Below are 16389 nucleotides of genomic sequence, written 5' to 3' on the forward strand. Positions count from 1 at the left end.
TTATTTATATGTTTATTAAAATTGAATATATTTCTTCTAGAGAGGTTTCTCCTTGGGCTAAAATTTCAAATGCCTTTTCAGGCAGTGATTTATAGTTACTCTCATTATTGTACAGTTTTCTAATTGTATTATTTTTAATAGACTCTGCAATAGAGTGATCTATATTTAAGATTTCATAAATTGCTGTTCTTCCTTTATATCCGGTATGAAAGCATTTATTACATCCCACAGGTTTATAATAGGAGGAGATTTCAAAAGGGAATTTAAAATTCAGCGGAAAATCTTTCGGATTATTTACAGTCTCTTTTTTACAGTTTGTACAAAGTTTTCGAACTAATCTTTGTGCAACCGATAAATTTAAAGTTTCGGCAATTAGATACGAAGGAACCCCCATGTCAATTAATCTCGAAATAGTGCCTATTGCTGAATTTGTATGTATGGTTGATAAAACTAAATGCCCTGTTAGAGAAGCACGAATTGCCATTAAGGCAGTTTCAGAATCACGAATCTCTCCCAGCATAATAACATCAGGATCCTGACGTAAAAATGATTTTAGTGCTGAAGAAAATGTTAGTCCAATATCTTCCTTAAGTTGGACTTGATTTATACCTTTTAGAGTATATTCAATCGGGTCTTCGACTGTTACAATATTTCTTCGACTGTCGTTTAATAATCTTAATGTGGCGTATAGCGTTGTTGTTTTACCCGAACCCGTTGGACCACTTATTAATATAATTCCGTTTGGTTTTTTTACCGCCTCAAGATAACTTTCAAGCTCTTCTTTTTGCAAACCTAAGGTGCTTAAATCTATGTTTGAGGCATCCTGACCTAACAAACGCATTACTATTTTTTCTCCAAATAGTGTTGGCAGAATCGAAACCCTGATATCAAAAGATTCATTAGTTATACGTCCGTCTTGCGGCAGTCTTTTCTCAGTAATATTCAATTTAGCTTTAATCTTAACTTTATTGACCAATTCAAGATAATTATCACGCTCTATTTTATAGCGTTCAATTAATTGGCCATCAATTCTAAACCTAATTCTAGAAGAATTTTCGTAAACCTCAAAATGAATGTCACTGCATTTTAGGGATTTGGCTTCAGTCAATAGGTTCTCCAGGAAATCACCTTTGTCAACATTCAGAGATTTATTAGAGGCTAAAGGACGCTCTTTTCGATAATAAATAGACAAAGCCTTTTCAATTTCGTAGGCGTCAATAGGATAGAAAAGGATATTTTTTCCTAAAAAAAGCTCTAATTCATCTTTCGAATCTTCATTGCTATTGGAATTGTCGACATATAGTTCTAAAGTGTTTTCAGAAATAGATTTGGGTAATATTCGATATTGATTTGCAAGATCATTAGAAACGACGTGCTGTACTTCAGGAAGGATTACTATATCTTGCGCCATTATAATAAAGTTATTTTTTGAAAAACAAAAAAGCTGTCTTTCAGTATTATAATAAATAAGAACAAGGCCGAAAATCCAGCTAATGGAACAGTTTCTTCTCTAATGAATTTCTTTAATGAAAATTGCAGAACAATAGCAAACACAAGAGACAGAATGAAAAATAAAATATAGTTTTTTAATAAAAATAGCGGAGTAATAGCAAGATAATACAATAGATCACCCAATCCAAAATAATGCTGAAAAGGGTTAAGAAATTTTTTGGATTTCAAACTCATATAAATAGTCAAGATACCAAGTGTAATCAAAAAGAAACCTGTATTAAAGAGTACGATTTCTAATAAATTGTATTTTTCAATTGTAATTATAAAGAGCGAAACTGCAAAAATGACAAGTGGTAATGCCACATGTATTTTTCGGAATCTCCAATCCTGAATAAAAACAACTGCTAAACAAAGCAATAAGACGGCTGGGGCTATTTTCAACTTATTCTTTTGTTACTTCTGTTAATATTTTTTTACTGTCTATTTCCCATGTATTAAAACTTCCATCGCTATCTAAGTCAGATGTGGCGGTCGCTCTTGCAGAAAAAGAATCATTTGATGCTTCTAAAATTTCGATTTTGTAAACCGCCTGACCACCTTCTTCAACCGTTTTTTCCTGCTCAAAACCAATTTCTTCCAAACTGCCTGAATATTTTGAATGTCTGTAGAAATAACTTTTTTCAAGACCATAAACTTGATTTAGCATCGCTTGAGCCTCGATAGCTTTTGCCTGACCAATGACAGAGGTTTGATTTGGTAAAACCATCAAAAGCAATATGCCAATAATGCATAGTACAATTAAAATTTCTGTTAAAGAATAAGCTTTAACTTTAAGTTGTTGGTTTAATTTGTGGTATTTTTTAATCTTCTTTAACATCTGCTTTTCTTTGTTAAAATGTGTTAATCAATTGACGCTTATATAATCTGAATAATAATGGCGTTTATTTATTTATAATTTTACTTAAATCGAACATTGGCGCATACATAGAGACCATAATTACTCCCACAATAGCTCCAATTACAATAATAATCATAGGTTCTAAAATGACACCAATCATCTTTGTTTGGTGACTAATTTCCTCATTATATTGCTCGGTAAGTCTTTCAAACATTAATTCAAGTTGGTTGACTTGTTCTGCAACTTCTACCATAGAAACCATTTTGTTTTCGAAAACAGAATGCTTTTTTAAACTTTCATGTAAAGACGCTCCCCTTGTTATGTCTTCTTTAATTTGATTGATGGCAATTTCTATAGGGTAAAAGCTGATCATTTTTGCTGTTAGAGATAATGAATTTATCAAGGTTGTTCGTGATGTTATCAATAAATTCATTGCCTGGCAAAAACGAGAAATGTATATTTTGCGAATCAAGTTTCCGAAATATGGAATTTTTAAAATCATTTTTGTTGTCAACGACCTATAGCTATCTTTTTCCTTTAACAGCATATGAGTGGTAATTAAAGCAATTATGACCCCGATTACAACTGAAAATATCATCCCGGAATGATTCGATATTTTTAAGATAATCTGGGTGCTTTTTGGTAATTCGCTTCCAAATTGTTTAAAAACAGAACTAAACATCGGAACTACTTTGTTTAACATGAAATACAAAACCAAAATCGTGACCAACATGACAATGCTAGGATAGGTCATCACGGATATAATTTGCCTTTTCATCTGAATTTTTCGGTTGAAATACTTTTGTAATTCGCCTAAAACTTCTTCTAATTTTCGTGTTTCCTCACCAATTTGAATGCTGTAATATTCATAAGCAGAGAATTGATTGGTTTCGCGCATTGATTCATAAATACTTCTTCCTTCCACTACCTTTTCTTTAATTTCAAGAATTAGCTCTTTTTCAAACTTATTGGCAGACTGGTTGCCCAAAATTTCAAGTGCTTTTTTAAAATCAACACCAGATCTTAATAACATACCCAGTTCTCTGTAAAAAATTTCCTTTTTCTTATCAGAAAGTTTTTTAGAGAACTGCAAAGAACTGGTTTCCATCCTGAAATCCTTTTTCTCAGCCTGTGGCGCTTTATATGTAGCTAAATCAAAACTCATTCTGTTTTTAGTTTTTCTAATAATTCATTTGGATAAACTCTTTTGTAAAAGTGTAAATCAAGTTCCTTCTCGTTTGATTCTATATTTAATTTTACTTTCTGAAAAACAAACTCTTGTGATTTGCTTTTGACAGTATCTACAATCATTTTGTGCAATTTAATTCTAAAAGTATCGATAAAGGTTTCGCTGTTTCTTAAAATATAATCCTCTGAGAATTGATAAGAAACCCTTTGGCCTGTATATCCTTTAAAGGAAATTTCACTTTCCAGAACCGTCATTTTTTCTTTCTCAAAAATATCTTTGTTTAAACTATAGGTTAATCTGTTCAAATCGTTAACCAATTGATTTTGGTTTTTAAAATCGAGCATTCTTCCTGTAATAATTGAGAAAATAACAAACAAAACCCCCATAATAATAGCTGTTATTGCCATACCAACAACGGCTTCAATAATAGAAAAAGCAGGAATTGATTTTGTGTTATTTCGAATTTTGAACATAGAAACTTTTTTCGAATTTACATTGTGTACTGTCTTTATATTGTACTGAAATTTTTTTCAGATTATCATTTACAGATTCTTCTTCTATCAATAGATTATCATCTTCACCTTCGTTGGCTATTGAATCACTTTTTAATTGGGATAAATAAAAAAGTTCGTTAACCTTATTTTGGGTGCCATAAAATTTGGCCGATGTTTTTGGCGTGTAAACCGATGCAAAAATCATAAGGGCAAAATACAGACAAACCGAAATTATCGTCAATGCAATAACAGATTCTAATATAGAATTGGCTGCCAGATTACAATACTTTTTTAATAACACTATAGGTTGTTTTTTGAGTGTTAAATAATGGAATTGAAATAAAATAAGCAGGACGTTTCTCTGTATTAATTTCGATATCACTAATTATGTTTTCATAACTGGACGAAGCTGTTTTCAGAAAAAACCGGTTGGTGTAAACAGAGCCGTAAACATTGCTTTTGAGCATGAGTTTCCCCGAACAATACAAATCGCCAAAAAGCAAACCTTTCTCATCAATCTCGATTGTGTTTTTATCAATCTCAGTATCGTTGTTTCCAAATAAAACGACGGCCCCGGTAATATGGCATTCTTTTTTTATTTTTATTTTAGATTGGTCGGGACTTTCATTATAAACACATAATACCGATGGATAATTAAGTGTTACTTTTTGCTCAAGTTCGATTCCTTTGGTAGCAAATACCTGAACAGTTCCTTTAAAACCTTCTTCAAGAGTTATTTTTGGAGCAATTAAAATGACATCTTCGAGAACCGTATTTTTTTTGACACGAATAGAGTCTTCAGATCGTAAAATAAAGTTGCCTTTGAATATTATATTGCCCAGGGTTGATTTTACCTGAATCACTTTTGTAATATTAAAAAAGGAATTGTAATACAACGAATCCTTTGGTCTTTCTATATCGGTAAGTTTTACCGTTTCAGATTTGATACCGAAAAATATTTTTTTGAAATCGGGATTTATCTCTGGCAATTTTGGCTCTGAAAGAGAAATTTTTCCTTCAGTGACAAGTTTGTTTAAACTGTTGTTGATATAAGAAGTTTCAATAAAAGTGCTAGGCAATTGATTGTTTCCAACAAGTCTTACTTCGCCCGAATAGGACAATGACTTTGAAAATTTAGTCAAATAAACAGCATTTTTATCTATATTTCTGGTCCCAACAAAATGTACCGAAGAGACCGTATCGTTTGAAATATAAGACTGAGCCAAAACCAAAGAAAGCAATCCGTAGGATTTAGTTTGGTAACTGCTTTGGATGCCTGAATTTACATCTTTCTCAATTTCCACAGGAGCCGTTTTATTGCCTAAGGCAAAGTTTAAAACCGATTGATTCTGAATGTAAAGTTCTTCCTGCAAGTTATAATATAAATTAAGCTGATTGTATAAGTTTGAAAAATACAACAGTGCTCCACAAATTATAGAGACAATTAAGCAGACATAGATGGCGTACAACAAACTATGAGCTTTAACCATTATTTTGTTGCTTTATCCTTCTTTTTGAAAATGTTTTTAAAAAACCTTTCTATTTTTGAATCTTTTTTAGGTTCATTTTTAGCATTTTCTTTCGCTTTTTTTCTGGCTTCTTTTCTTGCTGCTCTTTCAGTTTTATCTGATGCAATTTTTGCTTCTTTTTCTTTTTTAGCTTTTGCGTTGGCAATCTCTTTTTCCTCTTTTGCTTTTGCTTTATAGTTGGCAAGTTTAAAAGCGTCAGAAGTTGCTTCGAGCTCTTTTTGAGCATCCTGTGCATTTTCCAATTTGGTGTTTTCGTGCTTGATTCTGTATTTTTCAGATTTTGTGAACGCTTCTTTTTGCTTAACAATTATACCTTTTCTGTAAATAGTAATATCTTTGCTCTGCGTATCGGTCCATTTTCCTGTTTTTACATCAGAACTGAATTTCCCGTTTTCGACTAAGTTTCCACTTTCGTTATATCTGAAGTATTTCCCACAACGCAAACCCTTGCTATACTCTGTTGTAGAGGCTAAAACACCACTTTGATGCCAGGTCTTCCATTGTCCAACGCGAAGTCCATTTTTAAATTCGCCTTGTTCTGCCAGTTGATTATTGTGATACATTTTAATAAACTTGTCGTGGAGTAGATCCCCTGCAATTCCACCTTGTGCTTCATGTATAAGTCCTCCTTTGAACCAATAATAAGTTTTGTTCTTCTTAGCGGTAACTTTTTTGCTAGTAGTATAAAATTCATATCTGTAATCTTTGTCAGAAATTCGCTTAATAGAATAAGGATCTGCGAAAGAAAATAGAATGAAAGCTAAAATGATAGCTGTAAAACGTGGTATAGTATATGTTTTCAAGGGGGCGACTTTAATTTTTAAATGTGAGCAATATACTTTATATTAAAATAGATGTTTTTTACTCTCCTACTACAATACTTTTCATAAACAGGTCATCTTTGGGGACAAAACTATTTTATATTTTTCAAATTGTTTTACGGTTTTCCACATTGGTATTGTTTTTTTGTGTTAATGTATTGTATGTCAGTTTTTTATGTTTTTAAATAATGCATTTTTATTTTTTTTTGCAGCATTTTGGCTATTTATATGAGTTATATTAGAATTTAAAATAGAAGTAGGTAATTACAGAGTCAATAAATAAAAAAAGGAACACCAAAATTATATCTGTTAGGATACTTTTTTGTTTTAATCGCTTTTATTTAATATGAAATAAGGAAATGTGAAGAATTGATATTTTTGCAAAATAAAGAATGATGTAAAAACTGCTTTAAAGAAGGTAGTCTTATTTTAATATTTTGGTAATAGCCTTTTTATAAAAATAGTGGTGCGTTATTATAACTCATTTTTTGTAATTAATAAAACAACTCATTTGATTTGTTGTTTCGAAATTATTAACGTTTTGACTCTAATTTCATTTTAAGAATTTTACTCTTTTTTTGTTGAAATACTTTCATTTTTTTTAGAGGTTTTTATATATAAATTACTCCCTTATTTAGTTGTCAAAGTGTTTTAAATTTGACAATTTTTCTTTTAAATTCAAGTAATACGTTAAAAAAAAAATATTTTTTTAATTTTAAGCACTTGTTTTTCAGTGTTTTATATTTTTTTTTAATAAGAAGTAGCCTTGAATGAGGAAAGCCGTAATTAAATTCAATAATTAAAATATAGATTTGCTCCCGTTAACAAATTAATAACAAGTTTATGATTAATAAACAAAAAGAATTCAAGTTGACATAACTCGCAACTCGCCACCTTATTGGAAAAGGAAAAGGTATAATTTTGTTTGAGATTAAAGTAAAACAAGCGTTTTTGATTTAGGTTTTTAGAAAAGAATTACGTTTTAACATACAGTGAAAATACATTTATAAATAAAATAACAGATTTTATCGATTGATAAAAAATTTTGCATTCATCCCAAATTTAACAAATTTATTCTGTGATTAAAAATACCACCAAAGCATTATTAGTATGTAATGTGCTGTTAATAGCTATTGTCATTTTTTATTTAACTTATACTTATACACAAAAAAACAAAACTGTGTATGTAGACAACGTTAAACTCTTTAACGATTTTAGTATGACAAAAGAGTTGAAAAATTCTGGCGAAAAAGAATTTAACTTAAAAAAATCAAAAGTTGATTCTTTATATAGCAAACTTCAATATCCGGGATTATCTATTTCTGAAAAAAAAATAACAATGCAGCAATTTGTTCAGTACAAAGAAGAATTAGAACAATTCAATCAATTCTTTGCCGCTGAACAAAGCACTAAAATATGGGCAAGAATAAAGAGCTATTCTGCACAATTCTCGAAAGATAGAAATTATCAATTAATTATAGGTTCTGACAATAAACAAACGATTTTGTTTGCAGATGAAGAAATTGACGTTACAAACGATCTTATTACTTACTTAAATAAAAAGTATGAAGGTATTTAGGCGTTTGGCTTTTACATTTTTTATTTTACTTCTTGTTTCCTGTAAAAAAGATGAAAACAAAAATCAGGATTCTGAGATTAGAGACCGTTATTTTAATCTTGAAAAAATTGGCTGGAAATCCAGATCTTATACGCAAGTTGTTGATGATATTGGTTTTACAGCTATAGAAGTTCCTGTTCAATACTTTTTATTAAAGTCTCAGGGAATAGAAAATCTACATCATATCGACTCTCTTTACGAAGAGAACAAAACAGAACGTGTTATAGAATTTACATTTCAGCACGATGAAGAAAAAGATTTACTTGATCAAGAATTTACCGGACTCAATTATACCGATGCAGTTAAATATATGTCATTTGGTCTTGATAAAGATTTTTATGTAGTGACTTCAAAAAGAGATACCATACGATGTTCCGGTGCTAACTATGAGCGTAGCTATAAAGTTGCTCCATTACAAAAAGTACTCTTGTTTTTCTCAGGAATTGATCCTAACGATAAAATACAATTGATTTACGATGATCACCTTTTTAGAAAAGGGACATTAAAATTTAAGTTCAAAGATCCTTTTACCCCATTAGCATTATGATTCAACAAGTGAAAAGAAGTAAGTTTAAAAAAACGATTGCTATTTATTTAGCTATGATGATTCTTTTAGAAACGTTTCAGCCTATGCAGATTTATGCATTGACAGGAGGACCATCACAACCAGAGTTTGAATCCTTTACCCCAATAGGAACATCAGATATGGTTGACCTTTCAAGTGGAGATTTTAATTATAATATTCCAATTATGGATGTTGGAGGTTATCCTTTAAATCTGGCCTATAACTCTGGAGTAGGTATGGATCAGGAAGCTTCGTGGGTAGGGCTTGGATGGGATCTAAACGTAGGTCAGATTTCCAGACAGCTAAGAGGTCTGCCGGATGACTTTAACGGAGATGAAATGATTTATGAAAATAGCATGAAGCCAAATGTTACAGTGGGCTCGAGTGCTAATGTCTTTCTTGCTGCTGTTGGTTTGAAAGAAGCAAAAATAAATGCAGGGATAGGCATTAAATATAATAATTATGACGGATTTGGGGTAGCCGTAAATGGTGGATTCTCTTATCAAATAAGCCAAAATCTTAGTGTTGGCACAAATATTTCATCTTCTGCATCTGAGGGTGTAACTGTGTCTCCGAGTATCTCTCTTTCTCAAAGAATTGGAACAGAGACAGATAATGGTACTCCGGGAGTTAATGCGGGAGTTAGTTATAATAATAGAAGAGGTGTTGAAAGTATGACCTTGGGAGCTACATTTACTACAAAATCGAATCAGGATAAAAGTAAAGAGGATAAAACAAAAGTTCAGACTAATTCAAGTAATGGAGTATCTGGTTCGGTGTCATTTAATAATGCCTCGTTTACACCAACAAAGCGTATAGGTATGGTTTCTTCGAACTTTATGTTTAGTACCAATATCGAAGGGGAAGTCTGGAGTATAGAGCCAGGATTTAAATTTTCAGGATATAGAACTTCTCAAGGAATAAAGAATTCTGAGAAATATAAAGTAGAAAAAGCCTATGGTTTTGAAAACACTTATAGTGCTCCCAGATCTGCAGTTTTGGATTTTAACAGAGAAAAAGACAGAACATTTAGTAAAAATACAACTTCGCTTCCCATTACAAATAATACTTACGATATATATAGTATTCAGGGACAGGGAATTTCAGGAATGTATCGTCCTTATAAATCGCAGGTTGGATATGTTTATGATAATGAAACAAACGACGATAGTGCCGGTGGATCATTAGGTTTAGAATTTGGTGGTGGTGGAGGTGTTCACTTTGGTGTTGATGTGTCAGTTACCATAGGTGATAGCTACAGCGCGTTATGGTCAAACTCGAATCCGGCATTAGGAAGATTTAAAGAAAAAAAGAATAATACGCCAGATTATGAAAAGGTGTTTTTTAAAAATATTGGAGGTTTTCATACCGATAAAGAATTAGATTTATTTGAAAAGCAATTAGGTAGTTACGACCCGATTTTGCTGGGAATTGAAGGAAATGGATTTGATAAAAAAACAAATCTAAATTATTCTACAAATAAAGGAGCTATTGCAAATACAAATCAGGTGGCCAGAAAAACAAGGCTGGCGAGAAACCAATCTATTGATAAGTTAACGAAAGCTGAAGCTGAAAACTTTGGATTTTCAAAACAGTTTAGTGAGTTTGCAAAAGACAATCACACTGCAGAGATTAAAATTACCAAAGAAGGAGGAGATCGTTATGTTTATGGACTTGCGGCTTACAATAGTCTTAAAAAAGAAGTAACTTTTGATGTTAGTGATAAAGATCAATACAGAGAGGTTAAAGCCAAGAGAGGTTTAATTGAATATAGTCCGGGTGTAGACAATTCTGCCAGAAATAGCAAAGGGGGAGATCAATACTTTAACAGAGTAACTACCCCGGCATATGCGCATACGTATTTATTAACATCTGTTTTGTCGTCAGATTATCAGGATATTAGTGCAAATGGACCTTCAGATGACGATTTAGGTACCTACACTAATTTTGAATATGAAAATAAATCTGTCGATAGAGAACATAACTACAGATGGAGAATTCCCTTTGAAAAGAATCTGGCCAATTTTGATGAAGGATTGCGTTCAAGCAAAAAAGATAATAAAGCCAATTATTTATATGGTGAGAAAGAGCTATTGTATATCAAGAAAATAGTAACTAAAACACATATTGCAATATTTCATCTTTCTGCAAGAAATGATGGTTACGGAGTTAAAGACGAAAACGGAGGAATAGATGAAACAACTCCAGTATATAAACTGGACAAGATTTCATTGTACTCAAAACCAGAATACTTAGCAAAAGGAGATAGTGCAACTCCTATTAAAGAAGCACATTTTAAATATAGTTATAGCCTTTGTCAAGGAATTGATAATAATAAAAATAAAGGCAAAGCAGAATTTAAAGGACAGCAAGGAAAATTAACCTTGGATAAAGTTTATTTTACCTACAAAAAATCTAAAATGGGAGAATATACTCCATATGTTTTTAATTATGCTTCTGAATTTGACGCTTCTAAGCCAGGTTATAATTTATCAAATGATGAAAATAACAATCCTAATTATGACATGAAAGCTTATGATGTTTGGGGAAATTATAAAAAAATCAACGAGAAAACAGGAGTTGGTACAATGGATGCTTTATCAAATGCAGAATATCCTTTTGTCGATCAAAAAGAAAAAGTCACTACGAATAATAATGCATCGGTCTGGCTCTTAAAATCGATTCATTTACCATCTGGTGGTATTATGGAATTGAACTATGAATCTGACGACTACAGTAAAGTACAAAACAAAGATGTAATGCAGATGTTTAAAGTTGTGGGTAGTGGCAGCAAAAGTGATTTTACAGCAGCAAACATTAATGATTCTAACATTCCTGATAAAAAAGATTTGGGAGATTATATTTATGTTGAATTAGATCACAAAATTGTTGAAAATGCTTCAAATGGAAATTCTGATATAGCTTCAACTTTCTTTAGTAAGTACCTTAAAACTATTGGTGATGAAGATAATCCTTTGTATTTTAGGTTTTTACTTAATATGGTTAATCCAGATCCAAAGCCTGGGATTAGTCAAACCGATAAATATGACTACGTTACCGGTTATATGAGGCTGAGTAAAAAGATAGATGATTATGCCTTTAATGAATTTAACGGAAAGCAATATGTAGCTATTCCGCTTGAAAAGGTTAGAAAAGAAGATGGATTAAACGGAAAGAAAGAAGTAAATCCAATATCCAAAACAGGATGGGGATTTGGTAGAAAAAACCTGAATAGGTTAGTATATAGCATGGATAATGAAGAAGATACTAGTAATCTAAAAGGTCTGGTTACAGAATTAGTAGGCTGGCTTCCTGCTTTGCTTAAGATTTTTACAAGTCCAAATAAGCAATTACAAGAAAACGGAATTGCAAGTAATTTTATTACAGGTAAATCATGGGTAAGGTTAAGCCATCCTGACAACAAGAAATTAGGTGGCGGAAGCAGAGTAAAAAAAATAATGATTTATGACCAATGGGATGTGATGACCGGGCATCCGGGATCTGATACATACAAGCAGTTTTACGGGCAGGAGTATTCATATAATGCTGTGGATAAGGATGGTAATCCATTAGATAAATCATCAGGAGTAGCTACTTATGAGCCTTTAGGATCTAAGGAAAATCCATTTGTAAAACCTTTTTATGATAAAAATAACCCAGAATTATTGTTAGGTCCAGATACTGATAATTATGTCGAGGAACCTTTTGGGGAGTCATTTTTTCCTTCTCCAAAGGTTACATACAGCAGGGTAGAAGTAAGTAATTTAGCCAGAGAAAATACTAAAGATCCATCGTACGGATCAGTTGTAAAGAAACATGCTACAGGTAAAGTTGTCACAGAATTTTATACTTCTAATGATTTTCCAACCATAGTAGACAGAACCGTATTATCAGGAGGTCATAAATCTTCTGGAGTTCTTGCCAACTTGATTAATTTGAATGTTAAGGATTATATCACACTATCTCAGGGTTATTCTATTCATACCAATGATATGGACGGTAAGATGAAAAACCAGCGCGTATATGGAGAAGGGCAAAAGAAAGCAATATCAGGAGTAGATTACAATTATAGTACTACCGGTGCAAATCCTGAAACTAAAAATTATGGATTATTAAATAATACTGTAAAAACAGTAGATTCTAAAGGAGTGATAGGAAGTAAACTTGTAGGAGTTGATTATGATGTAATTAACGATTTTAGAGAAAATAAAAGCGTTACTTCAACAAATGGTGTCGCTGTGAATGTGGCAACATTACCCTTTACAATAGTTGTGGTAGTAATACCAACAATAGTGCCTTCACGTTCTAAACATGAAACCTTGATGAGAACGGCAGTAACGACAAAAGTCGTTCATACTTCGGCCATACTGGCAGAAAAAGTAGCGTATGATTTAGGATCAATAGTATCAACTAAAAACCTTGCTTGGGATGCAGATACCGGAGATGTTTTGCTAACAGAAACGGTAAATGAGTATAATGATAAATATTTTAATTTTAATTTTCCTGCTTACTGGAGCTACGATGGAATGAGCCAAGCAGCTATGAATGCCGGATTAGAATGGAAGGTTTTAAAAACAGGAAATGATCAATATCAATTTGAAGGAGATCATAAAGAGTCTGATTATTTAATTGATGGAGATGAAGTTTGGTTAAGCGGAACAACTCCGGGACTGGATGGAGAAGATAAAATAAATGCTCTTAAAGGCTGGGTGGTAGAAGTTAATGCTTCTAGCTTTCAGTTATTAGATAGTAAAGGACTCCTTATTAAAGGCAGTACGGTAAATGCAGGAAAAATAAAAATTATTCGTTCCGGACACCGTAATATGCAGATGGCATCTATGGCTAGTATAACTTCTATGAGAAATCCTTTATATAATTATGATGGTAATAATAAAATAACGGGAATAAAGGGAGATATCGGTAAGGCTCCATTTTCATCACAGACAGCCAATGACCGTATCGTTAATGCATCTGCAATAGAATATAACAATCAATGGCCCTCGCAATGTGAATGTAATTTACCAAAAATGACTTTTGTAAATGGGGAATTAGCATTTGGATATGAAACCCAGTCAATTAGTGAAGATTTAGATGCTGTTGCTAAGCGCTCCTATAATCCGTATCTTTATAATGTATTGGGTAATTGGAGAGCAAATAAGTCTTACGCATATCTAACAGGTAGAAATTACACAATTGATCCAACTCCACGTAAAACGGGCTATTTTACTGATTTTTCTCCGTTTTATGTTTTCTCCGATAAGTGGAATATTACAACGGGAGAGGAATTTAAAAAATGGACTTTTGCCTCTGAGGTTACACAGTATAGTCCTTATGGACAAGAAGTTGAAAATAGGGATGCTTTATATCGTTATTCATCTGCTTTATACGGATATAATAATCGTTTTCCTGTCGCTGTAGCTTCTAACACTAAATATAGTGAATTAGCCTCTGATGGATTTGAGGATTATGATTTATCCAATTGTGGTGCAGCTTCTCATTTCGATTTTCAAGATCAGCTAAAACTTAATGAGGTGAGTGTTTCAACAAAACAATCGCACACAGGTAGAAAAAGTTTGAAAATAGAAGCAAACCAAAAAGCAGTGGTTAAAAAACAAATTGTGCCTTGTAAACCAAAAGCATCTACAGTTAACTTAAAAACAAACTAATATAAAATGAAAGTATTTCATAAGTCAATCTATATACTGTTATGTTTGTTTTCAGTAACGGTTTTGTTTTCTCAAAATAATGAAAAAAATAGTTATGGTAGCAATTTGGGAAAAAGAAATCCCGTAGGAGCTATTATTGGAGGAGATGATAATATATGCGCAGGTTCACAAACACAATTTAGTGTGTCAAATCTATCCAATCATGCAGGACATTCAGGAAATTGGTCAGTTTCGAATAAATTAGTTGCAACTGTAAGTAACAACGGATTGGTTAGAGCTTTAAGAGCAGGTATTTTTATTTTAAAATATGACTCTGACGATTCAAATTGTAAAGGTGGTAGCTATAGAACGATAGTGGTGAATTCGGTGCCATCTGCAAGTGTAACAGGACCAACTTCAATTTGTATAAATGGTATTACTACTTTGTTTCCAATAATTGGCGGAACCTGGAGCAGTAATAACCCAGCAGTGGCTACAGTTAATAATTTAGGTGTCGTTAAAGGAATTTCAGCAGGTTCAGCGACTTTTACTTTTACCAGATTAGGAGGCTGTTCATCAGAGGCAACCTCTCCAATAGTAGTAAATGCCACAGCAAAAGCAGAAGTAGTAGGACAAAGTATTATATGTATAAATGAAACCACTACATTATCACCTAATTCAGGAGGTACATGGTCTAGTAGCAATAATACTGTAGCAACAGTAAGTAATGCAGGAATTGTAAAAGGAATTTCTTCAGGATCAGCAACTTTTACCTTTACAAAAACAGGTGGGTGCGCATCATTGCCAACACCAGCAGTTAAAGTAAATCCAAATACAGCAGTTAGTATAACAGGTGCAAACGTTATTTGTATTAATGGAACAACAACACTATCTCCAACTTCTGGCGGAATATGGAGCAGTACTAATACAAGTATAGCAACGGTAAATAATGCAGGTATAGTTCAGGGTAAAGCTGCGGGAAAAGTAACATTTATATTTACCAAAACAGATGGTTGTGCTTCATGGCCAACTTCTGCAATAACAGTTAATGATTGCCCGGTTGCAAGTATTACCGGACCAAGTTTAATATGTGTAAGCGGAACCACAACATTATCTCCAAAAACAGGAGGTACATGGAGCAGTAGTAATAGAGCAGTTGCCACAGTAAGTAATTCAGGTATTGTAACTGGTATTTCGCCAGGATTAGTAAGTTTTACTTATACTAAAACGGGTAGTTGTTCTTCAATAGCAACACAAGCGATAACGGTAAGTTCAATCACACCAGTTCGTATAACAGGTTCAACAGTTATTTGTATAAATGGAACCACAACATTATCTCCTACTACAGGAGGAACTTGGAGCAGCAACAATACAGCAGTTGCAACAGTAAGTAATGAGGGAATAGTGAAAGCAGTTTCCCAAGGAAAAGCGACATTTGTCTATACTAAGACAGGTGGTTGTGCTTCACCGGCAACTTCTCCAATAACAGTTAATGATTGCCCGGTTGCAAGTATAACAGGACCTAATTCAATATGTGTCAACGCAACAACCACATTATCACCTACAACAGGCGGAATCTGGACCAGCAGTAATAAAGCGGTTGCAACAGTAACTAATTCAGGTGTTGTAAAAGGTATTTCTTCAGGAACTGCAAAGTTTACTTTTACAAAAACAGGGAGTTGTAACTCATTAGCAAGTCCTGTTGTAACAGTTAGTGCAAACACTGCAGTAAGTATAACAGGTGCGAATTCTATTTGTATAAATGGTACCACAACTTTATCACCTACAACAGGCGGAACCTGGGCCAGCAATAATGCGGCAGTAGCTACGGTTAGCAATCAAGGTATTGTAACTGGTATTTCTTCAGGAACTGCAACTTTTATCTTTACAAGTACGACAGGTTGTGTCTCAGCGCCTACTTCTGCAATAACAATTAATGCAAATCCAATAGTAAGTGCAATAACTGGCGGATCAAGTATAATTAGTATAGGATCTACAACTCAATTTTATAACAATACATCTGGAGGAGTTTGGTCTATTACAAATGGAACAGGAAGTGCAACAATAACTGCTTCTGGACTTGTAACAGGAACTGGAATTGGAACAGTAAAAATTGATTATACAGTAAAGAATGGCTATTGTAAAAGTGAAATGGTTTCGCACGAAATTACTGTAAAG

The 16389-nt window shown here is 32.8% G+C and carries 12 protein-coding genes; 4 read left to right on the forward strand and 8 right to left on the reverse strand.

From position 1 onward, the window contains the following. Window positions 1-4 precede the first annotated feature (4 nt). The 8 genes from IRZ78_RS13570 to IRZ78_RS13605 form a co-directional block, all read right to left on the reverse strand. The gene (locus IRZ78_RS13570; protein ID WP_194617061.1) at window positions 5-1411 is read right to left on the reverse strand and encodes a GspE/PulE family protein; all 1407 of its coding nucleotides are present in this window, start codon (window positions 1409-1411) and stop codon (window positions 5-7) included. Next, a complete protein-coding gene (locus IRZ78_RS13575) occupies window positions 1411-1893 on the reverse strand; it encodes a prepilin peptidase (RefSeq protein WP_194617062.1) in 483 nt (160 codons plus the stop codon). The genes IRZ78_RS13570 and IRZ78_RS13575 overlap by 1 nt, the downstream gene beginning before the upstream one ends. A 1-nt stretch (window position 1894) precedes the next feature. Further along, window positions 1895-2329 (reverse strand): type II secretion system protein, encoded by a 435-nt coding sequence (locus tag IRZ78_RS13580; RefSeq protein ID WP_194617063.1) that lies wholly within the window; start codon window positions 2327-2329, stop codon window positions 1895-1897. A 64-nt stretch (window positions 2330-2393) separates the two neighbouring features. Further along, on the reverse strand, window positions 2394-3515 hold the full coding sequence (locus IRZ78_RS13585) for a type II secretion system F family protein (RefSeq protein ID WP_194617064.1): 1122 nt from the start codon (window positions 3513-3515) through the stop codon (window positions 2394-2396). Beyond that, the gene (locus IRZ78_RS13590; protein ID WP_194617065.1) at window positions 3512-4012 is read right to left on the reverse strand and encodes a hypothetical protein; all 501 of its coding nucleotides are present in this window, start codon (window positions 4010-4012) and stop codon (window positions 3512-3514) included. Before IRZ78_RS13590 ends, IRZ78_RS13585 begins: the two co-directional genes overlap by 4 nt. Continuing rightward, complete coding sequence (locus IRZ78_RS13595) at window positions 3993-4334, reverse strand: hypothetical protein (RefSeq protein ID WP_347349830.1); 342 nt, start codon at window positions 4332-4334, stop codon at window positions 3993-3995. Before IRZ78_RS13595 ends, IRZ78_RS13590 begins: the two co-directional genes overlap by 20 nt. Then, complete coding sequence (locus tag IRZ78_RS13600; RefSeq protein ID WP_194617066.1) at window positions 4312-5523, reverse strand: hypothetical protein; 1212 nt, start codon at window positions 5521-5523, stop codon at window positions 4312-4314. Before IRZ78_RS13600 ends, IRZ78_RS13595 begins: the two co-directional genes overlap by 23 nt. Continuing rightward, a complete protein-coding gene (locus tag IRZ78_RS13605; protein ID WP_194617067.1) occupies window positions 5523-6365 on the reverse strand; it encodes a hypothetical protein in 843 nt (280 codons plus the stop codon). The genes IRZ78_RS13600 and IRZ78_RS13605 overlap by 1 nt, the downstream gene beginning before the upstream one ends. Window positions 6366-7461: 1096 nt before the next feature. Between IRZ78_RS13605 and IRZ78_RS13610 the strand changes: the two genes are divergently transcribed. The 4 genes from IRZ78_RS13610 to IRZ78_RS13625 all read left to right on the forward strand — a co-directional run. Beyond that, complete coding sequence (locus IRZ78_RS13610) at window positions 7462-7962, forward strand: OmpH family outer membrane protein (protein ID WP_194617068.1); 501 nt, start codon at window positions 7462-7464, stop codon at window positions 7960-7962. Beyond that, window positions 7949-8548, forward strand: coding sequence for a hypothetical protein (locus IRZ78_RS13615; protein ID WP_194617069.1), 600 nt, complete (start codon window positions 7949-7951; stop codon window positions 8546-8548). Before IRZ78_RS13610 ends, IRZ78_RS13615 begins: the two co-directional genes overlap by 14 nt. Next, on the forward strand, window positions 8545-14232 hold the full coding sequence (locus IRZ78_RS13620) for a hypothetical protein (RefSeq protein WP_194617070.1): 5688 nt from the start codon (window positions 8545-8547) through the stop codon (window positions 14230-14232). Before IRZ78_RS13615 ends, IRZ78_RS13620 begins: the two co-directional genes overlap by 4 nt. A 6-nt stretch (window positions 14233-14238) precedes the next feature. Next, window positions 14239-16389 (forward strand): Ig-like domain-containing protein (locus IRZ78_RS13625; protein ID WP_194617071.1); only part of this gene is annotated, 2151 nt, incomplete at its 3' end.

Source organism: Flavobacterium sp. CSZ (genome assembly GCF_015350725.1).
Lineage (GTDB): Bacteria > Bacteroidota > Bacteroidia > Flavobacteriales > Flavobacteriaceae > Flavobacterium.